We start from the raw sequence: 22316 nt of genomic DNA on the forward strand, positions 1-22316 counted from the left end.
CGAGTGAGTCAACATGAATCATTTACTCACTCGCTTGCGCTTCGTGCTTGTATATAAAGTCGTAGGTCAGGCATAGTTTGACCTACAGCGGATTTATTTCGCAACCATCACAGATGGAATGGTTCACTCAGCCTTTGATCACTAAATACGCGATGGTGATCCACGAAGCAGCCAGGCAGTAAATGGCGAAGTATCGGAGCCGATTCTTGCGAACAATTTTCAGCAAGACTTCCAACGCTCCAATGCCAACGAAGAACGAAACAATTGCTCCAACGACTAAGACGGCAATCGGAGTCGCACCGGATTCACCCCGAGCGATATCGATTCCATGCAAAAGTGTGGCTCCTGAGATGGCGGGAATGGCGATGAGAAATGAAAACCGAGCCGCAGAAATTCGTGAGACACCGACCATCACACCACCAGCAATCGTACTCCCCGAGCGGGAAATCCCAGGCACGATTGCCATCGCTTGAAATAAACCGATTAAGACCGATTGTTTCCAGTCCGGAGTCTGGGGTTGATCGAGGGGTTCGGATTCAACTTTCCCCAGCCAGTCACAAAGCCAGAGAAACAAAGCGGTTACCATCAAGCCACAGGCAGCCACCATCGGAGTTTCAAAAGCGGCTTCGATGTAATCTTTCAATGTGAAGCCGACAATCACAATGGGAATCGTCGCCACGACAATGGAAATCAGCATCTGGAAATCACGAAGGATGTGGATGAGGTCTTTTCGGTAAACGACCAAAATCGATCCGAGTGTCCCCAAATGTAATGCGATATTGAGTGCCAGGTCATCTGCTCCCCCTGCCGCTTCGCCAGGAAGAAATTCATTGACGATCACCAGATGACCTGATGAACTGATCGGAAGAAACTCGGCTATGCCCTGGACAATGCCCAGCAAAAACACTTGAAACCACTGATCGATATCCATTCAAACATTTCTTCCCTGAACTTGAATCGTGAGTCAACTTGACACACTCGCTTGCGCTTCGTGCTTGTATCTGTATTATTTAAAGTGTGCCCAGCAAGTCAAACCATGTCGCGATGTCATCAAACTCTTCTTGAGTCGGTGGCGATTGTACTTGAGAAATCCAGACCGGAAGACCATGACTTTTTACAAATTCTTTCAATTTGCTTTGAATCTCATCAGTAAGATCTACGGTATACAACAGGGCGAAACGGAATCGTTGGCCCGGTTCGTTGAATGGAAGATCGAATTGTCGAGGAATCGATTGAATAACGTTCCCGTGAATTCGACTACGGTGAGTGGTGGCAAACTCTATCAAAAACTCTGGTTGATTTCCCGTAATAAACAGCGCTGTCGTATCTCGATCAACTGAATATTTCTGCTCGACATCATCCAGACAGGATTCCAACGCCAGCGTGTCGGCTGCAGTCCAGGCAACTCCCGGTTCTGTCAGTGGGCGAACCAGGAGAAACCCTCGAGTTCGACAGATGCGTTTCCATTGCGCCAGGTCTCCAGCAGGAAGTTGATCCCCCTGACTCGACATCCAGAGAATCAAACCGTAACGCCGATCCGTCTGATAATCTTCAGGCAGATAAATCTCATAATCCAGACTGGTCTCTGAAATTGTATTTTTCAGTTCGCCACTCTCTTTCAACTTCAATGCCTGATTCGGCTCACTTCCCGCAAAAGGTAAAGGAACTTCCACAGGGATGGTTTCGATGGCAGAAGATAATGTCACTTTCAGAAGTTTAGTTTCTCCCTCGCGAAGCAAGCCCAGCGTGACTTCCTCCCCCGCAGGTTTAACGGAAAGTTTCATCGAGAGTTCAAGGACGTTCTGAATTTCTTCCCCATTCAACGAGGCGATCACATCGTTCTCCAGAATTCCCGCTTTCTCCGCAGCGGAGTCGGCAAGCACAGATCGAATCGCGACGCCTGATTCATCTTCCGCAATTCGTTTCGGCAAAATCCCCAATAAACCATGCTCAAATGTTTGTAACTCAGCGGCCAGCACCATCGAGACTTCTTCAGTGGAATCTCCGCGGGAAACAGTCATCGAAATGGTATCCCCGGCATACTTTTGTCCGAGAACCTGCTTGAGCTGGGCGACCGATTTCACCTCTTTGCCTTCGGCAGTGAGCACGCGATCTTCAGCTTTTAATCCTGATTCTGCCGCTGGAGAAGTTGGCCTGACTTCTTTAATGACAGGATCGGTCAGGAAGCCCGGGGTGGCAGAAAAACTGACTCCCATCAAACCCGGCTTTAAAGTCTCTCCTGCTTTGAGACGATCGAGCACCGCAAAAATATCCTGTAACGGAATCGCAAACCCGATTCCGGAATCGTACCAGTTCATCCCGTCCATACTGCTTGTGCCTTGCGGCGAGAGTGGCGTGAGTATCCCCAAGACCTCTCCCTTCAGGTTTGTTAAAGGTCCACCATAATTTGCAGGAGAAACTTTAGCGTCGGTTTGAATCGCCTTCCCTTCAACTCGCCCCAATGCACTGACCAGTCCCAGCGAAACATTCGGGCGACGAGCATCGTATGTTCGCCCCAAGGCCAGAACCCATTGCCCCACTTTAATTTCCTGAACAGGCACCGCCACGGCCGGGATTAATCCCGTCGCCTCGATTTTCAGTAATGTCGTTTTGCGAACTTCATCGCGTGCGACGATTTGAGCAGGGAGGCGATTATCGGTCTCAGGAAGTGTGACTAAGACCGTCGCAGGATTTGAAGCAAAATTGAAGGAACTCGTAATAATGTAACCATCTTCTGATACAATGACGCCGGTTGTTGGTCCTGTTCCAGTCAACACATCATCGACAACATCGGCTCCACCAACTGTTTCAATTCGCACCAGACTCGGACTCGCCTGCAACATCGCCTGAGTAATGATTGATTCGGCATTCTCACCCGGAAACGGCGCAGCCCAGATTGGAGAATTGAGAATAAGGATCAGGCACAGAATTCCGCATACTGTCACAAGTGATTTTCGGAGAGTTTTCGCCTCGCTGATACCTGTTTTGCTCATATTTTTGACACCGCTGGGTGGTAAAGAATACATGATGTAAATTATCCGCTGAAGTCAGAATTGAATGTCATTCTCACGAACTCTTTACTCAATTAGGAGAATGTATCCTCTCCAGTGTCCTTAACACTAGGCTGGGAAGTCAAGTACAAGAGGTTTTAAAGGGCTCGACTGGTTTCCGAATGTAAGCCTGATGTTTACAATAGAGTCGTCAGTTGCAGGTCAGATATCATTTTGACTGGTCAAACTGGGAGAGAAATTGATCGATGAATGAACGACTAACAATTGGCTGGCGGGAACGGATCGATTTGCCAGACTGGGGCGTGCAGGGTATCGAAGCCAAATCGGATACGGGTGCCCGCTCCTCAGCAGTCGATGTGAAGAATCTGAAAATTGAAGAGGACGACTACGTCTCCTTCGATGTGGCTTTATCGCGAACCGATCGCAGCCTGTCCAAGCCGGTGCGAATGAAAATCAAACGGCACACGCAGGTCAAATCGAGCAACGGCCATATCACGGAGCGGGTCGTTGTGGAAACAACTCTGCGAATTGGTCCGGTCGAAAAAAATGTCGATGTAACCCTCGTTTGCCGGAAGCGTATGCAATGCCGCATGTTGATTGGCCGTACTGCGTTGGGGAACGATTTTGTGGTTAGCTCCAATGATGTCTATCTGTTGACAGAAAAGTTCGAACCCAAAAAGAAACTTCGTAAGAAGTCCAGCAGGAAGAAAGTGACCATCAAGAAACGTCGCCATTCTTCAGAAGAGGAGTGACGTTCCAGTGCTGTAAAACAGCCACAACAGCAATAACCAGATCACATCCAGAAATCGCCAGTAAATCGCTGCAAGACGAACGCCATTATGATACTCATGATCATAGCGCCCCTGGAATGCCTGATAGGTAACGAAAGCTAATCCGAGCAAGCCGGCAAAAAAATGCGCAACATGCAGGAAAACCATCAGTAATACCGCTGCCACGGAACCTGAAGTTCGAGACGATTGCTGCCAATGCTGTTCGAGTAATTCATACATGCCAATCGATTGCAGCACACAGAAAATGCAGGCGATCGTCAGCGAGGCACTCAAATAGCGGCGAAATTTCTGAAGCTGCTCTCTGCGGACGGCTCTGTATCCTCGAAACAACAGATGGCTTCCGATTAACAGTAAGAGTGTGTTGATCCACAATATTGGTGGAATAACGACTGGAGTAATCGGATGAGAAGAGAAAACAAACCGTCCCAGATAAGCGACGATCGCTCCGACAAAGAAAATCGCAATCGAAACAATCAGACCATAAACGAGAAAACTCGTCTTTGCAAATTCGGGATACACCCGTGTTTTCACGAGAGAAGGTGACGGCTTCGACATGGCTCAACCGTAAACAGAATGTAGGCCAGGTGATTCCTGACCTACTGAGTTTGAACAAGTTGAAATGTCCCGATGTTACGGGGTCTCTTCAACTTCGCTGTAATTGTATTCATCAATTCTGTGCTGATACTGATCGGTATCTGTCATTGCAAAACCCAGGAACAGGGAGACGAAGACAATCGAGAACAGAAAAAAGATGGTATTCAATGGCTTATCGTAAATCATATGCATGAAGAACAGCATCACGAAAGCCGCCTTGACTGTGGCAATTGTCAGTGCAACGTGCACGTCAAATCCCTTGGGAATGAGTGGGCTACCCGCCAGGAGCACCGTCACGATTGTCATCACAATCAGAACTCCAAACGTACCCAGCAGAATTCCTGGAGACATGACATGGGAGAAGCCATGATTGTGATCTTCATGATGGTCAGACATAGTCTCAACTCTCAACTACAACGTTATATAATATGGGAAACCGAATCACTCGACAAAAGAAATCGAAACAGGATCAGTGACCAATCAAATACAGGAGTGGGAACAGATAAATCCAAATCAGGTCGACAATGTGCCAATACAAGCCGACGAAATCGACTGGTCCGAAGTAATCGGGCCGGAAATGGTTTTCAACCGATCGGACCATCAGCCAAGTGATCGCAATCATGCCGCAGATAATGTGGAAGGCATGCAGACCGGTCATGAAGTAATAAATACTGAAGAATATGTTGGCATTCCGTGGAGCATCCGCTTGTGAATTTGTAACCACGGGAGTGGAGATCGCAGGTATGGCATTGTTCATTTCACCAAGAATCATGTCAGGAGCTTCAGACGCTTCAATTCCTATTTTCTCCTGAATTGCCAGAGCTTCGGCATCAATTTCGGCCGCTTCTTTCTCTTCAGCAGTTTGTGCATGGTCATGCTCGCCGTGATCATCTTCTGCGTGTTCGCCTTCATGCTCAGCAACCGCATGGGAATCTCCGTGACCATCAGCATGATCGCCGGCATGTTGGGCATGATGGATTTCGATACTGATCCAGATTCCTGCTAAGATCCCAAAGATCGAAATCAATCCGGCAAAACCGGTCGTCCTCCAGGGACGCGAACCAGATCCATAACCGATTCCTATCAAAACCAGCGGAATGACACATGCGAACCACCAGAACTTCTTGATTGTATCCAGCGAAGCCATCACACGATCTTCGAACTCAGCTTTAGGAAGTGGTTTTCCAACTTCAAACACCTGCGACTGTTTACCGATATCAGTCGCTTTTACGAAGGCTCCCGACCAGAGCAGTCGCTTATGGGCTTTCTCGGTGTACTCAAAGGTTTTGACACCCAGGAATAGAGCCGCACAAAACAGAGTCACACCCAGCAGAGTGACCAGTCCCGTTCGTTGTCCCAGTTGAGCACAACGAACAGCCCAGGCCATCGTCAAGCTACTGAAGATCAGCACAATGGTGTTCATGCCCCCGAGGTATTTGTCGAGAAACTGAGACGCATAGATGAAGACTTCGGGATGAGTCGACCGGTAGACGGCGTAGGCACAGAATAACCCGCTGAAAAACAGGATTTCGGTGACCAGAAACAGCCACATACCCAGCTTGCCCGAGTCAAACTGTTGCTCGGCGTTATCAAAATGATGGGCACTGAATGGTTGATGATGCCAGTCGTCATGACTGTCTTCATGGGATTCATGCGGTTCCACGGCTGTCGCCATTGGCTAACCTTTTCTGTCGAATCGTAATCGGAGTAAATTGTATGGCTACTGTTTAATCAACTATTAAAAAAACAGACAGCTATTCAATATCAATATCAATCTCTGCTGTGCAACATAACTAAGTTATTATGTTGATTAATCTGTCACGGGAGGAACATCGCCTCGACGAATGAAACTTTCGGTGTCCGGATCCCAGACAACGGAATTCATATCATAAGGGTTTCCTACCGTCGGAGTTTTTTCAAAGTTCGCCAGAGGTGGTGGAGAACCGCACTGCCATTCGAGAGTCGCTGCTCCCCATGGGTTAGCTGGAGCTTTCTTCCCTTTGAACAGAGAGACGATCAAAACAATTGCTGCCAGCAATAATCCAAATCCGAGCAGGAAGGCTCCGATTGTGGAGAGCACGTGATAAACTTGAAACTCAGGGAGGTAGTTATAATAGCGTCGAGGCATCCCGCGAGAACCCATCACGAATTGCGGGAAGAACGTTAGGTTGAAGGCAACGAAAACGATCAGACTGGAAATCTGGCCCCAAAATTCGTTGTACATGCGACCCGTCATTTTCGGCCACCAGTAGAACAATCCACCGATGAATGCTACTAATGTTCCACCCATCATCACATAGTGGAAGTGAGCCACCACGAAATAAGTATCGTGCAAGTGGATGTCGGTTGCCAAGGCTCCCAGGAACAGACCTGTTAATCCACCAATTGTAAACAGAAACAGGAAGGAGAGTGCATAGCACATGGGAGTCGCCAGAACGATCGAACCCTTGTACATCGTGGCCAGCCAGTTGAACACTTTAATCGCAGAAGGAATCGAAACGCTGAACGTCAACACGGAGAAGATGATCGTCACCATCTCCGATTGCCCACTCGTAAACATATGGTGTCCCCAGACGAGGAAACCAAGCAGAGCGATCGCCATACTACTGAAAGCGATGAACCGATATCCAAAAATTGGCTTGCGACTGAATGTTGAAATCAGTTCGCTGATGATCCCCATCGCAGGCAGAATCATGATGTAAACAGCCGGGTGAGAATAGAACCAGAAAAAGTGCTGATAAAGCACCGGGTCGCCACCCAGTTTCGGATCGAAAATCCCCAAACCAAACATCCGCTCGGCTGCCAGCAGTAGCAAAGTAATACCGAGCACGGGAGTTGCCAGCACTTGAATGATGGCGGTTGCATACAGTGACCACAGGAACAACGGCATTCGGAACCAGGTCATTCCCGGTGGTCGCATTGTGTGAATAGTGACAATGAAATTCAAACCTGTGAAGATCGAACTGAATCCAAGAATGAATGCTCCGAATGTAGCCAGAACGACATTCGTCTGGGATGTATTTGTTGAATAGGGAGTGTAGAACGTCCAACCAGTGTCCAGGCCCGTCGTTAACAGTGCGCAGATAAAGAAGATGGCCCCGATGACCCACAGATAAAAACTGCAAAGGTTCATCCTAGGGAAGGCAACATCTTTCGCACCGAGCATAACCGGAAGAATGAAGTTCCCTAATGCAGCAGGGATACTTGGGATGATGAACAGAAACACCATGATCGCGCCGTGCAGTGTGAACAGCTGATTGTATTGATCGTGAGTGAAAAAGGTTGGTGTACCGGAAATGTGCTCTGCCCGTAACAGCAGTGCCAGGAAACCTCCCAGAAACATTGCGGTCATTGTACCGATCAAATACATCACGCCGATCCGCTTGTGATCGAGCGTAACGAGCCAAGACATAATCCCTTTACTTGCGGTCAGGTAATTGTCTTCTGGACGACTGGTTTCGGAATGAGCGGGCATAACGTCAGTAGCCATGCTCTTGCTCCTTAATCTATAAAAATTGAATTTCAAATTTGAATTTGAGTCACATCAGTTTACTGAATGGACTTGATATAGGCGATGACAGCGTCGATCCATTCGTCTTTCATCTGGCCTTTGAAGCTTGGCATTTTTGGTTCATAACCAAGACGAATTTTTGCAGTCGGCTCCAGGATCGATTCACGAATGTAGTTTTCGTCCATCAACACTTTACCCTGCCCAGCAATTTCGACTTCTTTGCCAAAGTTTCCTTTAAACGAAGGCCCAACTTTCTTGGAACCATCAATCGAGTGACATTGAGCACACTGGAAGATTTCGACAATATTTTTACCAGCCTCTTCCAACGGAATGACCACTCCACCGGGACCTTTAAGTGGGTCTGCAGCGACTTCCATCCAAGCGTCAAACGTCTCTTTAACTTCGTCCGTTGCATCTTCTGCAGTCACTGGATGAACTACGACTTTTGTGATCATATCTGAGTGTTTCTGCCCACAATATTCGGCACAGAACAAGTTGTAGACGCCGACATCTGTCGCCTCAAACCACATGCCCGAATATCGTCCGGGAACAACATCCTGTTTGGTCCGAAAAGAGGGAATGTACAAACTATGCAACACATCTTTGGACTGCATGATGAGTTTGACCGGAGTTTTGACCGGAATATGAAGTTCTTTGGCAATTGCCCCTGTCGGATATTTGAACTGCCATTGCCACATCGAAGCGATGACATTGACTTCATAAGCCTCTGAGGGTGGACTACGCATATCGACATAGCCGGTGAACCCCCACCAGAAAATCCCCAGAACCAGAAATCCGGGGATGACCGACCAGGCCACTTCAATTGTCGTATTGTGTGATGGGCTGGTCTCAGGCTCCTGCCCTTCAATCCGGCGATATTTGACCACGAAGTAAATCATGAAGCCAACAATCGCTACAAAAAAGAATGCAGACAACCAGAAAGTGAAATAGAAGATCGCATCGACATTCGAAGCGAATGTCGAGTGTTGTCCTGGAAAGGGATTGATTGAGTTCCAAAACTGAGTCATAGGTAATGCCTGGGTTGAAAACGGCAATGACTAGAGCACTTTGCTCTACCACTTGCGGTCGCACGGACGTTCAAATTAATGATCGGGATGAGTTGGCACCCGCAGATCGCCGCAATTTAATTTGTAATATGCTCTTAATGTGATAATTAGGGTCATTATGTCCCCGGAATGATCGAAGTTTGACCATGACCGGGAATGTGATCGGGATCGACATTTTCCAACTTACGGCGAAATCGATGACAGGTCCAGAAAATTAGTCCCAGAACCAGAATCGCCATCGCACCACCAATTTTCATGATGTTGCGAGCTGTCGGAGCGTAACGTCCTTCAGTGGCATCATAATGAAAACAGATCAGTAGAAAATGATCGAATGTTGTTCCAATTTTCCCCTCACTGGCTTCAACCAGAGAGAGTCGCACAGTTTGAGGTGGAAATTCCACTCCGTAGTGATAGCGTGAAAGTCGACCATCCGGAGTGGCAATGCAGAATACAGCAGGATGCGAATATTGGCGTTTTTCGGGAAGATATACGTATTCAATACCGACCGCTTCTGCCAATTGACTGATGGAGTTTTCAGGCCCCGTCAGAAAATACCAGCCCTCCGCCTCGGCTGCTTTGCCGTATGACTCCAGATATTTTTGCTTCGTTGCTCGCGCCTGTTCTGCAGTTTCCTGGGGATCCAAACTGACCGATATGATGTGAAAGTCCTTGCCGGCAACCAGATCGATCTCTCGCAAAGATTCAACCAATCCATTCAACTGCAAAACGCAGAGCATGGGACAATTCGAATAATTCAGTGAGAGAATGACAGGAACATCATCGGAGAAACAATCCTGCAGTCGGATCGCCCGGCCGGAGTCGTCAGTAAATTGCAATTCTAGAGGAAGCGTTTCGTTGAGGTGTTCGACGAGTTTGATCTCTGTCAAAGCCGCTGGCATGAATGCATCCCGGGGATCTGCAGCCGTGCAGGATGACTGAGTCGCAGCTAAAACCACGCCCATCAAACACGAATACAAAAAGCAGGAGGTAACATTCATGACAATCAACTCAGCTGGATATTTTCTTCTATTAGGATTCTGTGGATGGGACTGGTTCAGGAGTCGTTCTTGGTGCAGGTGTTTCAGCAGGTTGCTCTTTTGTTTGATGAGTCAATTCCTGAAGAACTTGTTTTTTCGCATCTTCGATTGGGATCGAAACCAGACCTTTTTCCTGGTCGACCCAGGAAAAACTGTTTAACTCTTCATTTTGAACCCTCACGGCAGCATCCGTAAGTGCCAGCGGAGCATCGATGTTTTTGCGTTGATGTTCAATCGTCTGGAACTGATAGTACAACACCTGAGCCGCAACAATAATCACAAAAGTGATCACTGCGGAGATAATCCCCACCAGTGTGATGGTTCCGGTATATAAATCGTCGTAACGTGCCATGATTCAATCCGTCGGAGTATGTAGTGCTCTGTTCAAGCTTAATTTTATTGGCAAATTATGTTTGCCCAGTTCCATTATTCCGCTTACTGGTAAAACCGCTAGAGTAACTCTGGTGAATCGCGTCGATTCGCCGCACTCAGAGCTTCAAATCAAATGTTATGGAAAGCCAGTGATTCCTGCAGACGAGGATCTTTGACAGCCAGTACCGTAAATTGCTCAGAGAGTTTGACGGTACCAAAGACAAAGAAACCACCAATGCCAACCAGGCATCCCAAATCAATCAGTCCAGGAGCTGGGGAACCAGGAGAAACTTCAGGAATGATAAGCCAGTAAAGATCAATCCAGCACATTACCAGCAGATAAACTGCCCAGCAGAACAACTGAGAAGGATTTCGCTTCACCGTTCGAGACATCAATCCCAGAAATGGGATCGCAAAATGCCCAATGATGAGAATCAAAGAGACCATTTCCCAACCGTTTTCCTGACGTCGCATATACCAAACTGTCTCTTCAGGAATGTTGGCATACCAGTAGAGCAAATATTGTGAAAAGGCAATGTAGGCCCAGAAACAGTTGAAACCGAACAATAATTTGCCGATATCGTGTCGATGTTCGGCATTCACGGTTTCGTTCAACATGCCCTTACTGTTTGCAAAATGAACGACAATTGCCAGTGTTGCATAGAAGGCCACGTTGGCATTCGCAAAATAGTAGACACCGATAATCGTGCTGAACCAGCGTGGATCGAGTGACATGATCCAGTCGACCGATGCAAAAGTGATGGAGAGTGCGAACAGAATCAAGGAGACTGCACTGTAGCGTTCCATTCTCAAACTCAATTGAGGATCGCCAGTTTCATCCTGTTTGGCCGAGGTCATCAGATAATAACGGGAGCAAAGAATCCAGAACGCAAAATAAACGATGGCCCGAATAGTAAACCACATCGGGTTGAGATAGATTTGCTTATGAATCAGAAGCGGGTCAGTCGCAGCGAGCTCTTTGTTATTCCATAAAAACAACACGTCGCTGCCATTGAGCAGTAAGAAAACGATTGGCACAAACAGCACCGCCAGGGGAACAATTCCATTGGTCATCATCTCAGCCAGTCGACGCACGACAGTACTCCATCCCGCCCGAGTCAGGTGCTGAATCAGGATGAAGAACAATGCCCCGAGTGCGATACTCAGTGCGAAGCATAAGTTATGTAGATAGCTGAATTGAAAACGTTCCCAGTTGTTGGACGTGACCGCAATCAGCCCGGCAATCAGCAAGCCGATCGCGCCGGCATACATTGCGAAAAGGCCGAGTTGCCCGACGTTCTGTTCGAGAGTTCCCGGATTTTCAACAGGAATGGTTTGTCCGTGGTGTGCCATGATGCTTAGTCGTATCGAAAAAGTGTCTCGATGAAATCGGAAAATATTATTGAACGTCTGCCTGAAGCCGTTTCTGTTCTTCTTCAGGTAGTTGATCGAGTGTTGCGGAACCTGCTTTTTGTAGTGCCCGCACATACAAAACAATAGCCCAGCGATCTTCTACGGGAATTTGAGATGCGTAACCGGGCATCTTGCGAACACCATGAGTAATGGTGTTGAAAATCTGCCCGACGGCTTGGTCGCGAATTGGTTGATCGTAAAGTGTGATAGGCTTGATCCAAGTTCCAATTCCGGGAGTCCCCTTCTGCAGAGCCATTGCCCGTTGAGAGACCAGGCCATCTCCTTTACCGGTTTTGCCGTGGCAGACAGAACAGTAAATGTTGTAGCGGGCTTCTCCGCGAGCCATCAGTTCTTCATTAACATCGAGTGGAATTTCAGTCACCCAGGCAAAGTCGCCCAGTTTGACAGTTGTGCCGTCTGGATTTTTTGCATTAGGAAGCAACAGGGAATGATCAATCTCAGCTGACGCGTCTGCTTCGAGACCTTCGCTCAGTGGAATATCTTCGTAAAAGTCGCCCCGGGCCAGAGTGCCAGCAATAATGGGCCGCATCCCGCGACCATCTGTAAACATCTTTGAGGTGCGTTGTGATTTTAACTTCGGTTGAAAATCCATGTCGGTCAGGATTTCCACGCGAGGAACATCTTTGGGCATCGCTCTTATGCGTGCCAGCAACACGAGAGGAATTAAACCAACGATCAGCAGAAAAATTGCCAGAGGAGCCAGAAGCTTCGGTAAGGCAGTGCTTGCATTGGGATCGATACATTCGTCGACTCTGACTGGATTGAGAGCCTTTAAAAACTGAGCCGTATCCTCTTTGTGAAACTTGGGATCTTCACATTCGATACCAAGAAAGAAGCCATCGGTCGTTACTTTCTGGAAAGGATCGACAAAGAAAATTCTGTTGTAAAACTTAGGCAGGTTGTTCAATGCCAACATGCCGAGCAAAGCACCAAAGGCAGAAAACAGAACCGAAAGTTCAAATGTCACCGGCATATCAGCCGGAATGCTGAACATTGGCTTGCCGCTGATGATGTACTGGTAGTCGAATGCGTTGGTTAAATACTGCAAAGCCATCGCGGTGGTCGCCCCGGCGAAGGCACAGCCCAGCACGATGAACGGCAGGCGAGAAGGCTTGATGCCCATCGCCTCGTCGATACCGTGCACTGGAAACGGGACATAACAATCAAAAGATTTGAACCCCGCGTCGCGTGTTTTTTCAGCAGCATTCAGCAACGACGGTACGTCGGCAAATTGAGCGACATAACCCGCCAGAGAGGGCTCTGGCGCAGGTGCCACTACTTTAGGATGTTCTTCAACGGCCGTTGTCATAAAGACCTCTTCGTCGGTGAGCAAGCTCTTTGGGAACTCGTCTCAAATCGATTTATTCAAAATCTGTTACTCTGTTTTCAGATCAACTCAAATTTTCTCAATGAACCTGATCGTAAACCTGTTCCGGGTAATCATCGGAATGGGGGGGCATTACAGATTTCACTTCCGCCATCGCGACCACCGGTAAGAACCGACAGAAGAGCAGGAACAGAGTGAAGAACAACCCAAAACTTCCGATCAGCATCAGGACGTCAATCATTGTCGGCTTGAAATATCCCCAGCTCGACGGCAGAAAGTCGCGGCTAAGTGAAGTGACCGTAATCACAAATCGCTCAAACCACATCCCGATATTGATAAAGATACAGATAATCACCATGAACCAGGGTGTTGTCCGACACCATTTGATCCAGAAGAATTGCGGACTGATAACATTGCAGGAGACCATCGTCCAGTAGGCCCACCAGTAAGGCCCGAAAGCTCGGTTCACAAAGGCAAACTGCTCGTAAGGATTACCGCCATACCAGGCAATAAAGAATTCCATCGCGTAGGCATAGCCGACAATCGTCCCGGTTGCGAGCATGATCTTGCACATGTTCTCCAGGTGGCGGATGGTAATAATCTCTTCAAGTCCGCAAAGAACACGGGCAGGAACCAGCAGAGTGGCCACCATGGCAAACCCACTGAAAACCGCACCAGCGACGAAATACGGAGGGAAAATCGTTGTGTGCCAGCCAGGCAACTGAGAAACGGCAAAGTCGAAACTCACGATAGTATGAACACTCAACACCAGTGGTGTTGCCAGTGCAGCCAGCAGTAGATAGGCCTTTTCATAGCGACTCCAGTTACGAGCCGAACCAGTCCAACCCAGCGACAACACGCCGTAGAAAATTTGCCGAACTCTACTGGTCGCACGATCCCGGAAAGTTGCCAGATCGGGAATCATTCCCATGTACCAGAAGAGCAACGAGACGGTCGCATATGTTGAGACGGCAAAAACGTCCCATAACAGAGGACTTCGAAACTGTGGCCAAAGTAACATGGTGTTCGGAAGCGGAAACAACCAGTACGCAAACCAGACACGACCAATGTGAATCCCCGGAAACAATCCCGCACAAACGACAGCAAAAATTGTCATCGCTTCTGCTGCTCGGTTAATTCCCGTTCGCCAGTTCTGTCGAAACAGGAACAAAATTGCTGAAATCAACGTTCCCGCATGACCAATACCAACCCAGAACACAAAGTTCACAATCGGCCAGCCCCAGAACACCGGAGACATGTTCCCCCAGACTCCGACACCAGTCGTGAGCAGATAAATGATGCAGAACTTCAGGATTATCAGCCAGGTGACTGAAATCCCCAATGCCACAAAATACATTGGAGGGATCCGCGGCTTTTCTGCCAGGAGACAGACCTTATCTGTCACACTTTGATACGTGTTACTCCCAGTCACCAGGGCAGCCCGTTGACCAGGGGTTTCCAGCGTATTGTCGCAAGGATCGATCGAAATGGAGGCCATATTCAAACTCAACGCGTTACGAGAAAATTGTCTTCAACATCAGTCGCAAAAAAAATTAACTACTCAGAAGTGGATGCAGGTGCGGTCGAGGTTTCAACCGGCTTGCTATGCCCTGCGTCACCATGGCTAGTGGTGTGCTCTTCCCCAGGATGGGCACCATGCTCGTGATGCTCTTCCCCGTGTGCATCGCCACCGTGTGCATCATCGTGCTCGCCATGTGCATCATCGTGCCCATGACTACTACCCGGTTGCAGATAATAATGACCTGCCAGTGAGGGATGAGGATTTCGAACACGTCCCAGATACTGAGTTCTTGGCCTCACATTCAACTCACCGAGCAAGGCGTATGATCGTGGATTCGCCTGATTCTTCGAGACTTGACTCTCTGAATCTTTGAGATCCCCGAAGATAATCGCATTGGTCGGGCAGGCTTCCTGACAGGCGGATTCAATTTCGCCATCTTTCACTCGCCGACGGTTGTTTTTCGCCGTGATTTTCGTGTTCTGAATTCGCTGGACACAGTAAGTACACTTCTCCATCACACCACGACTGCGAATCGTCACTTCAGGATTCATCGTTAACTGAACCAGCTCCCGCTCCGGCTTCATCATCGGAATGGCATTACTGTAATAATTGAAGCGACGCACTTTGTAAGGACAGTTGTTCGCACAATAGCGGGTTCCGATACAGCGGTTGTACGCCATATCATTCAAGCCCTCTTCACTGTGAACAGTTGCGGCGACTGGGCAGACCTGCTCGCACGGTGCATTTTCACACTGCTGACACGTCACTGGTTGAGTCGAAACGCCCATATTTTCTGGCTGATCGGGATCGCCGACAAAGTAACGGTCGATGCGAATCCAATGCATTTCGCGTCCGCGAGAAACCTGATCTTTCCCAACGACGGGAATATTATTTTCAGACTGACAGGCAACTGTGCAGGCATTACAACCGATGCAACGCGCCAGATCAATTGACATCCCCCATTGATACTCTCCCGTCCACTCCCGTGCCTTCCATAGCGATTCAATACGCTCTGGCATATGCGTGCGATGTTCGACGAAATCGGGATGCTCTTCAAATTCCGTTATGGTTCCTTCACGAACCAGGGCCCCTACCCTCTTTCCAATCTCATTCATCCCGGCAACATCAATGGCCCAATGGGACTGAGTGGTCGCCAGCAGGAAGTCTCCGCCAGCTGCTGAAACCGATACTGAGGAATCAAAGCCAGTGGCAGCTGAAGACATCAACTTCCAGGCACTCACACCGACAGGCTCAACACCATCCAACTCACAACCACCAACATGGCCAGCTAACGTTCGACCGTAACCCAGATTCACTCCGTAAGTATTTTCTGCCATGCCAGGCAACTGAAATACAGGAATCGTGATCGTATGATCGCCACGGGAGATAGAAATCAGATCGCCATCTTTAACTCCAAGTTTCTTGGCAGTTTTCGGGCCGATCGTCGCCACATTATCCCAAGTCAACTTCGTTAAGGCCCCAGGTGTTTCCTGCAGCCAGGCATTGTTACCGTAACGGCCATCGTAAATTGTATCGTCCAGCAGATAAACCACTTCGGCTTCAGGTGCGCTGTTTTCTGAAGAGGCAGAGCTGACTGACTCAAACCAGTCAGCAAGCGTGGAATCTAACTGAGCGGAGACCTGCGGACTGGCAATTGCCGTCAATGCAGTCTCACCAACAAAGCCATCGTGAACATATCGGTCCCAGTCTCGCTGAGTCATGCCCGATTTTAGAGTGCTTATCGTCTGGCGAACAATATCCTGTCCGCTACGAACCTCCTGCTGCATAAGCAGGGCCAGTAACTCAGCTTCGCTCACTCCCTTGTGAAATGGTGTGATCAGAGGCTGGCGAATCCCGACTGTTCCATCCCAGCTTCGCCCATCACCCCAAGCTTCGAGATCATGAGCTTCCGGCAAATACCACTGACACTTCTCAGCGGTCTCGTCATCGTATTGCCCCAACCGCATCGAGACGGGAACCTTGGCAATCAGCTCGCCAAGCCCCAACTCTGCTGGAACATTATAAACCGGGTTTCCACCCAGCACGATCAATGTTTTGACACTCCCAGCCTTTAAAGCCTCTACGAGACCCTGCAAACCTTGAGCATGCGACAGACGATCAGCCCCGGGAGCAGCAATCGCGGTAATTGTCTCCCCAAGATTCCCTAAAAGTGCATTCAACTGCAAACAAGCCGCGTGCACCTCAGCAGGCTGACCAGGACCGGCAGTGAGAATTGATCGCCCTTTGTGGCTGACAAGATCATCGACAATCGCATCCAGTACGGCACGCTTAGGATCTGCCTCGGCCTCTGTCGAGGACTGAGGTGCCCCATTCATTGAACTCTGCAATGCATCCTTCAGCTCAGCGACAAATGCCCCAATCTGAGAAGAGGCCAGCGGGAAGCGGTGATCTGCCGATTGCCCCAGCGTGGAATAACAACTCTCCACTGCATAAGTCCGGTTCATTTCACCATCTTCAGGCACCCTGCGATTCGCCCACTCACTCATATGACGCAATGCATCAGGGTGAAAATCAAGCAAATCGGAATCCAGACCAACAATCACATCAGCCTTGGAAATATCATAACGAAGCCGTAATCGACTCCCCAGCGCGAGTTCTGCCCCGAGCAACTCGTTATCACGGGAAGAAGGAACATATTCCACCCACTCTGAAGTCGGCAACAACTGCTGAAACTCACCCTTGAGGCGCTCCGCCGATGGGGATGAATTAGCATCACTGAGCACAAATACGCCTGCTCCGCCGCTCGCCTGAGCACCCTTGAGCCAAGTTTTTGCAAAAGCCTCAAACTGCTCCCAGGTCCGAGCCTTTCGACCGGAAGATGCTTGTTCCCGCAGAACAGCATCCTGACGGGGATCATACAGATTATTGTGCTTGCCAGTTGCGGGCTCGCGAGCGATTCGATCGGGATCGTAAAGCTGAAGCACACTTCCCTGAATAAAACCATCCGTCCCCACAAACCCCTGAGGATGTTCGCGATTTACATCAATCTTGATCGGTCGACCATCATAAGAAGTCGCCAGAACTCCATAGGCAACACCGGATCGCTCCAGCAAAGTTGCATATTTCACAGGAACACCAGGCGCTCGATTCACGGGACGCTGGACGTACTCAGCAACTTTTTCGTCTTCCCAATGGCAACCAGCCGCACCTGCCATCGTGAGCGAAGCCCCCATCACCTGCAACCAGCGACGGCGGGAAACACCTTCTGGCAAAATAGAGGCCGCAACGGGAAACTCCCGCTCCAGATATTCCCGAAACGAGGGCTGCTCGTAGTATTCTTCCAGACTTCGCCAATATTTCGCCATGGATCGTTTTTTTCTTATTCTGCGAAATTCGTTGCAGTTGAGTCAGTAACTTTAAATTAACTTACGCTGAATCAAACCAGCGACCTGCCAAAACCCTTAAAACCAGCCACCAGCCAGACCTATCGGTGGCAGGTCGAACAATTCTCTTTTGGATGAATATTCAAACTGACAGCAATCTCGGCACCAATATCTTCCTGCCCTGGACCGGGCTCCCAGGCGAGATTCGTCACTTCATCCACGGGCCTTAAACTTGGCTCAGGATTGCGGTGACACGTCAAGCAGAACCCCATCGACAACGTCGCCTTCTGCTCAACCACATCCATTCGATCAACCCTGCCGTGACAGGAAACACAACTCACCCCACGCGTAACATGGGCGCTGTGATTGAAATAAGCATAATCAGGCAGATCGTGAACCTTACGCCACAAGACGGAATCACCAGTGACGGCAGCTTCACGAACAGGGGCAAGCTTTTTGCTTTTCACATGAATTGCAACCGTAAGCGACTGACCGTCCTTATCGACACCCTGATGACAATTCAAACAGGTCGCGACTGGAGGAATCGCAGCCTTGGCAGCAAATTCAACAGTATTGTGACAATACCGGCAATCCATTTTCAGCTGCCCGGCATGCAGAGCATGACTGAACGGAACGGGCTGCTCTGGACGATAGCCGACATCAGAAGTTAAGGGATGCACGCCGTAAGCAAACAGCCCTGTATAATAAAGCACGCCGATACCCATGAAGCCGGCAACGGCAGGCAAGAGTGGGTTGATCCACGCAGGAAAATGAAATCGACTCATAATTCACCAGGCTAAGCAGCGGTTTTCAGCTTCCAGGATAATTGCATCATGCAATTTAGAAAAACCAATCGAAGAAACAAGAAACCTGCTAAACACAGATTGAGAACATCAACTAAGACCTTTTCGGGATCATAGTCACTTCATCGAAAAATGGAACCGCCGCAACAGAGAAGATCGCGTGACAAATTGCCGCAGAATCTCTCGAGCCAGCGTTCCCCGGTTCTTTTCTGCCGAATTTGTCTATCTGACACTGGATGACCATTCAGAATTTCGGACGAGTATCTGGGGCAAAACTCATTTGATGTGGTAAATTTTATGGGGGTTACCTACAAGAGACTCGTAACGGCTGTTAATTTCGAGGATAATGTACTCAGATCATTTGAGCCCCGTCCCAATAGGAAAGAGTCACCGATGAGTGGAGCCGAGGATATTGCCAAGCAATGCTGGCAGCGTGGTACGAAAGCTGTTAACAGCGAAGATTACGACTACGCCACCGATATGTTCCATAAGGCTGCTGTACTTGTTCCCGATAATCTGGCCTATCGACAATCCCTGAGAGCCGCCGAGTTCAAAAAATACAAGAACAACGGCAAGGGGGCTGGCATGATGTCGAAGCCCAAACTGGTCAGCCTCCGGCAAAAACTCTCGCGTGCCCGCTCGAAAAAAGAATGGGATGAAGTCGATCGCATCGCTGAAGAAGCCCTCAAGCTGAATCCCTGGGACGCTGGTTTCAATGCCAGTGCTGGTGAAGCCTGTCTGGAACGGGGATATAATACAGTTGCGATCTTTGCCTATCGGACCGCTACAGGCCCAATGGGAGAGCCGGATAATGTCAAGCTCCTGCGTGAATTTGGTCACCTCCTTATGGAGGACCGACAATTCAATGAAGCGGCTGGAATTTGGAATAAGGTTCATAAGCTCGATCCGACCGATGGTCATGCTCGTCAAATGATGACTGCTGCTCAATTTGAGCAAACGATTAAACAAGGCAACTTTGACGAAGCGGAAACAACTCGCGACGTCATGACAGATGCGGAAATCAGTTCTCGATTGGGGACTAAACCAAAGCGAGGCGAAGCCGATGCTCCCGGACAGGATCCGGAACAGGATTTATTGCATCAAATTCGCAAAGACCCCAAAAGTGTTGAGCTTCATCAGAAACTGGCCCACCATTACGAAACCAAGGATCAATTTGACAAAGCTTATGAAGCCTTGGAGAAAGCTCTGGAACTTTCTAAGGGAGACCGGGCAATCCATGAGCTGGTCGAAGATCTCGAGCTGAAACAGAAAAATAAAGAGCTGGATAACCTCAAGGATGCTGCTCGCAAAGATCCCGACAACGAAGATGCAAAAAAAGCACATTCCCGATTTGCCCGTAAACTGCTCGACCGGGAAATTGAAATCATGGCGGAGCGGACATTGCGATATCCTCAGGATAAACGCCTGAAATATGAATTGGCCCGCCGTTATAAACGACTCAACCGCTGGTCCGATGCCATTCCACTCTATCAGCAAGCCAGCCTCGACCCACGGCTCGAAGTCGACGCCCTGGTTTCTTTAGGAAACTGTTTTCTGAAAGACAACAAACCGACACTCGCGAAAAAGCAATTCCTTAAAGTAGTCCCTTTAATTTCCTACGAAGATAAACCCGATCGTTTCAAGGAAGTGCATTATCTGCTCGGAAGGATTTTGGAAAAAGAAGGGGATAAGAAATCCGCCGAGGATCATTACGGCGAAATCCTCGCTGTTGATTACGACTATCGCGATGTCCGGGATCGACTCCAGGGACTCGACGCAAAAGACGACTGAATTCTGTTTCGCGCGTAAGATGACGGGGGCACTCTCTATGAGAAGCCCTCAAATTCTAGAACTTCCTGGGGGCTTCCGCTATCACAGAACGCCCGCCACACAAAGCCACCTGAATGGAATCAGGTTTTGTATGTGATTCCTGTTAAAAATGACCGTGTGCAATTTTTGGATGCTTTAATAATCGTTCGTGTTGTTCTCCCACCCATCAACACGTTTCAATGATCCACCCTGGAAACTCATTCATGGGATCCGTTGTTGATTAGTAAGCGCCCAACAACATTCAACATTGAAGGCACATTTCGTCAGACAGGAGATGTTCGACGGGTCGTTCCTATTCATTGACTCACAACGACTCACAAACGTGTAATAAACACATGCAATTCTGTCGAAGTGAATGCTTGATACTCTCTACGTCACTGATTATCGTGACTCACAAGCTGATTAAAGTCCTGGCAAATGATCTCTGTGAGGGCTTTTCCTGATAACGATTCACAGAAATAGATTGCCATGTTATCGATGAACTCTTACTCCATGCGAACTCTCCTCGTCGTTGCCTCCTGCATTTTAATCGCAAAAACTTTACCAGCACAGGAACAATTAGAGGTCCCTCAAAAATGGACTTATTCTCCTGAACTCCTCAAACCATTCTGGCGAGGAGATCTCGTCGAACAGGAATCCGTTCTTTTTCTAAAAAGTAAACCTGAGGAGCCGGCGCGAGGAAAGGTCTTGTTTCCCATCGAGGAAGTTATCTCGGTACGTAGTTCTGCGGGGGACAAAATTTATCAGGAAGGTATCGATTATCAATATGATGTCGGAACCCGTGAACTGATTATTCCGGCAGGGTCTGAGATTGTCACATCAGTCGCTTCAGACCTGCGACGCCCCGCGAATTCGCAAAGACACCAGTTGACGCATCGTGATGGCAACGGAGAAATTCTATTTGGTAGCGGATTAGATTATCATCAAATGCAAACATCCGTGACCTATAAAAAAGCCAATTCTACTTGGCCTCTCATGATGCCGGAATACGATGCCAGCGTTCTGCCGATTACACTGCAGAAATTACAGGATCAACAGGAAATTTCCATAGTCCTGCTGGGAGATAGCATCTCCACGGGATGCAATGCCTCAGGTTGGGGAGGTGGTGCTCCTTATCAACCGCCGTATCAGGATCTGCTCGTCCAGCATTTACAACATCATTATCAGGCAAAAGTTAAGCTGACGAATCTTTCGGTAGGTGGAAAGTCGACTCCATGGGGGCTGACAATGATTGAAAAGGTGACTGAGCACAAACCCGATCTGGTCATCCTCGCCTTTGGAATGAATGATTCGGCTGGTCGTTCCGCTGAAGAGTACGGTCAAAACACTGCCAAGATGATTAAGGCCACTCGCGATGTGCTACCACAAACCGAATTCATTTTGATTGCAACCATGCTGGGAAATCGAGATTGGACTCGACTTCATCACGAAATCTTTCCTTTATACCGCAACGAACTCGCAGCGTTGTGTGAGCCGGGGATTGCGTTGGCCGATATGACAAGTGTCTGGAACCAACTTCTTAAGTGGAAAAAAGATGCGGATTTGACTGGCAACGGGGTCAATCACCCCAACGATTTCGGTCATCGTATCTATGCTCAGGTTCTTGCCTCATTACTCATCAAGTGAAGGGCTCGATGATATCGTGCGGAATTAGGAGTTTGTGGCAACTGGTG

The 22316-nt window shown here is 48.7% G+C and carries 17 protein-coding genes; 3 read left to right on the top strand and 14 right to left on the bottom strand.

Going from position 1 to position 22316, the window contains the following annotated elements; all coding sequences use genetic code 11:
• Positions 1 to 127 precede the first annotated feature (127 nt).
• Together Pan54_RS00730 and Pan54_RS00735 are read right to left on the bottom strand one after the other, a co-directional pair.
• On the bottom strand, positions 128 to 931 hold the full coding sequence (locus Pan54_RS00730; protein WP_146501589.1) for an undecaprenyl-diphosphate phosphatase: 804 nt from the start codon (positions 929 to 931) through the stop codon (positions 128 to 130).
• 79 nt (positions 932 to 1010) lie between these two features.
• Positions 1011 to 3026: a PDZ domain-containing protein gene (locus tag Pan54_RS00735; protein ID WP_146501590.1), complete on the bottom strand. Its 2016-nt coding sequence runs from the start codon at positions 3024 to 3026 to the stop codon at positions 1011 to 1013.
• A 230-nt stretch (positions 3027 to 3256) separates the two neighbouring features.
• On the opposite strand from Pan54_RS00735, the gene Pan54_RS00740 reads away from it, so the two are divergent.
• Complete coding sequence (locus Pan54_RS00740) at positions 3257 to 3763, top strand: ATP-dependent zinc protease family protein (protein ID WP_146501591.1); 507 nt, start codon at positions 3257 to 3259, stop codon at positions 3761 to 3763.
• Here the strand turns inward: Pan54_RS00740 and Pan54_RS00745 are convergent.
• From Pan54_RS00745 to Pan54_RS00805, 12 genes are all read right to left on the bottom strand, one after another.
• On the bottom strand, positions 3749 to 4357 hold the full coding sequence (locus Pan54_RS00745) for a cytochrome c oxidase subunit 3 (RefSeq protein WP_146501592.1): 609 nt from the start codon (positions 4355 to 4357) through the stop codon (positions 3749 to 3751). The genes Pan54_RS00740 and Pan54_RS00745 overlap by 15 nt on opposite strands.
• 75 nt (positions 4358 to 4432) lie before the next feature.
• Positions 4433 to 4792 carry a cytochrome C oxidase subunit IV family protein gene (locus Pan54_RS00750; RefSeq protein ID WP_146501593.1) on the bottom strand — a complete coding sequence of 120 codons (360 nt, stop codon included), beginning with the start codon at positions 4790 to 4792 and terminating at the stop codon, positions 4433 to 4435.
• A gap of 73 nt (positions 4793 to 4865) precedes the next feature.
• Positions 4866 to 6071, bottom strand: a complete 1206-nt coding sequence (locus Pan54_RS26175; protein WP_242631179.1) for a cytochrome c oxidase subunit 3 — start codon at positions 6069 to 6071, stop codon at positions 4866 to 4868.
• A 135-nt stretch (positions 6072 to 6206) separates the two neighbouring features.
• Positions 6207 to 7886, bottom strand: a complete 1680-nt coding sequence (gene ctaD / locus Pan54_RS00765; protein ID WP_146501594.1) for a cytochrome c oxidase subunit I — start codon at positions 7884 to 7886, stop codon at positions 6207 to 6209.
• A 59-nt stretch (positions 7887 to 7945) separates the two neighbouring features.
• Positions 7946 to 8935: a cytochrome c oxidase subunit II gene (gene coxB / locus Pan54_RS00770; protein ID WP_146501595.1), complete on the bottom strand. Its 990-nt coding sequence runs from the start codon at positions 8933 to 8935 to the stop codon at positions 7946 to 7948.
• A gap of 155 nt (positions 8936 to 9090) precedes the next feature.
• Entirely contained in the window at positions 9091 to 9972 is an 882-nt protein-coding gene (locus Pan54_RS00775) for an SCO family protein (protein ID WP_146501596.1), read from the bottom strand.
• A gap of 31 nt (positions 9973 to 10003) precedes the next feature.
• Positions 10004 to 10363, bottom strand: coding sequence for a hypothetical protein (locus Pan54_RS00780; RefSeq protein ID WP_207310007.1), 360 nt, complete (start codon positions 10361 to 10363; stop codon positions 10004 to 10006).
• Between the two features lie 149 nt (positions 10364 to 10512).
• On the bottom strand, positions 10513 to 11736 hold the full coding sequence (locus Pan54_RS00785) for a quinol:cytochrome C oxidoreductase (protein WP_146501597.1): 1224 nt from the start codon (positions 11734 to 11736) through the stop codon (positions 10513 to 10515).
• Between the two features lie 46 nt (positions 11737 to 11782).
• Positions 11783 to 13126, bottom strand: coding sequence for a quinol:electron acceptor oxidoreductase subunit ActD (locus Pan54_RS00790; RefSeq protein ID WP_146501598.1), 1344 nt, complete (start codon positions 13124 to 13126; stop codon positions 11783 to 11785).
• Between the two features lie 97 nt (positions 13127 to 13223).
• Complete coding sequence (gene nrfD, locus Pan54_RS00795) at positions 13224 to 14642, bottom strand: NrfD/PsrC family molybdoenzyme membrane anchor subunit (protein ID WP_146501599.1); 1419 nt, start codon at positions 14640 to 14642, stop codon at positions 13224 to 13226.
• Positions 14643 to 14701: 59 nt separating this feature from the next.
• Positions 14702 to 17992 (bottom strand): TAT-variant-translocated molybdopterin oxidoreductase, encoded by a 3291-nt coding sequence (locus Pan54_RS00800; RefSeq protein WP_146501600.1) that lies wholly within the window; start codon positions 17990 to 17992, stop codon positions 14702 to 14704.
• 119 nt (positions 17993 to 18111) lie between these two features.
• Positions 18112 to 18795, bottom strand: a complete 684-nt coding sequence (locus Pan54_RS00805; RefSeq protein WP_146501601.1) for a cytochrome c3 family protein — start codon at positions 18793 to 18795, stop codon at positions 18112 to 18114.
• Between the two features lie 411 nt (positions 18796 to 19206).
• Here Pan54_RS00805 and Pan54_RS00810 point away from each other — a divergent pair, with 411 nt between their 5' ends.
• Both Pan54_RS00810 and Pan54_RS00815 read left to right on the top strand, forming a co-directional pair.
• Positions 19207 to 20604, top strand: a complete 1398-nt coding sequence (locus Pan54_RS00810; RefSeq protein WP_165441502.1) for a tetratricopeptide repeat protein — start codon at positions 19207 to 19209, stop codon at positions 20602 to 20604.
• Between the two features lie 531 nt (positions 20605 to 21135).
• On the top strand, positions 21136 to 22269 hold the full coding sequence (locus Pan54_RS00815) for an SGNH/GDSL hydrolase family protein (protein ID WP_165441503.1): 1134 nt from the start codon (positions 21136 to 21138) through the stop codon (positions 22267 to 22269).
• Positions 22270 to 22316 lie beyond the last annotated feature (47 nt).

The sequence above is a fragment of the Rubinisphaera italica genome, from assembly GCF_007859715.1.
Classification (GTDB): domain Bacteria; phylum Planctomycetota; class Planctomycetia; order Planctomycetales; family Planctomycetaceae; genus Rubinisphaera; species Rubinisphaera italica.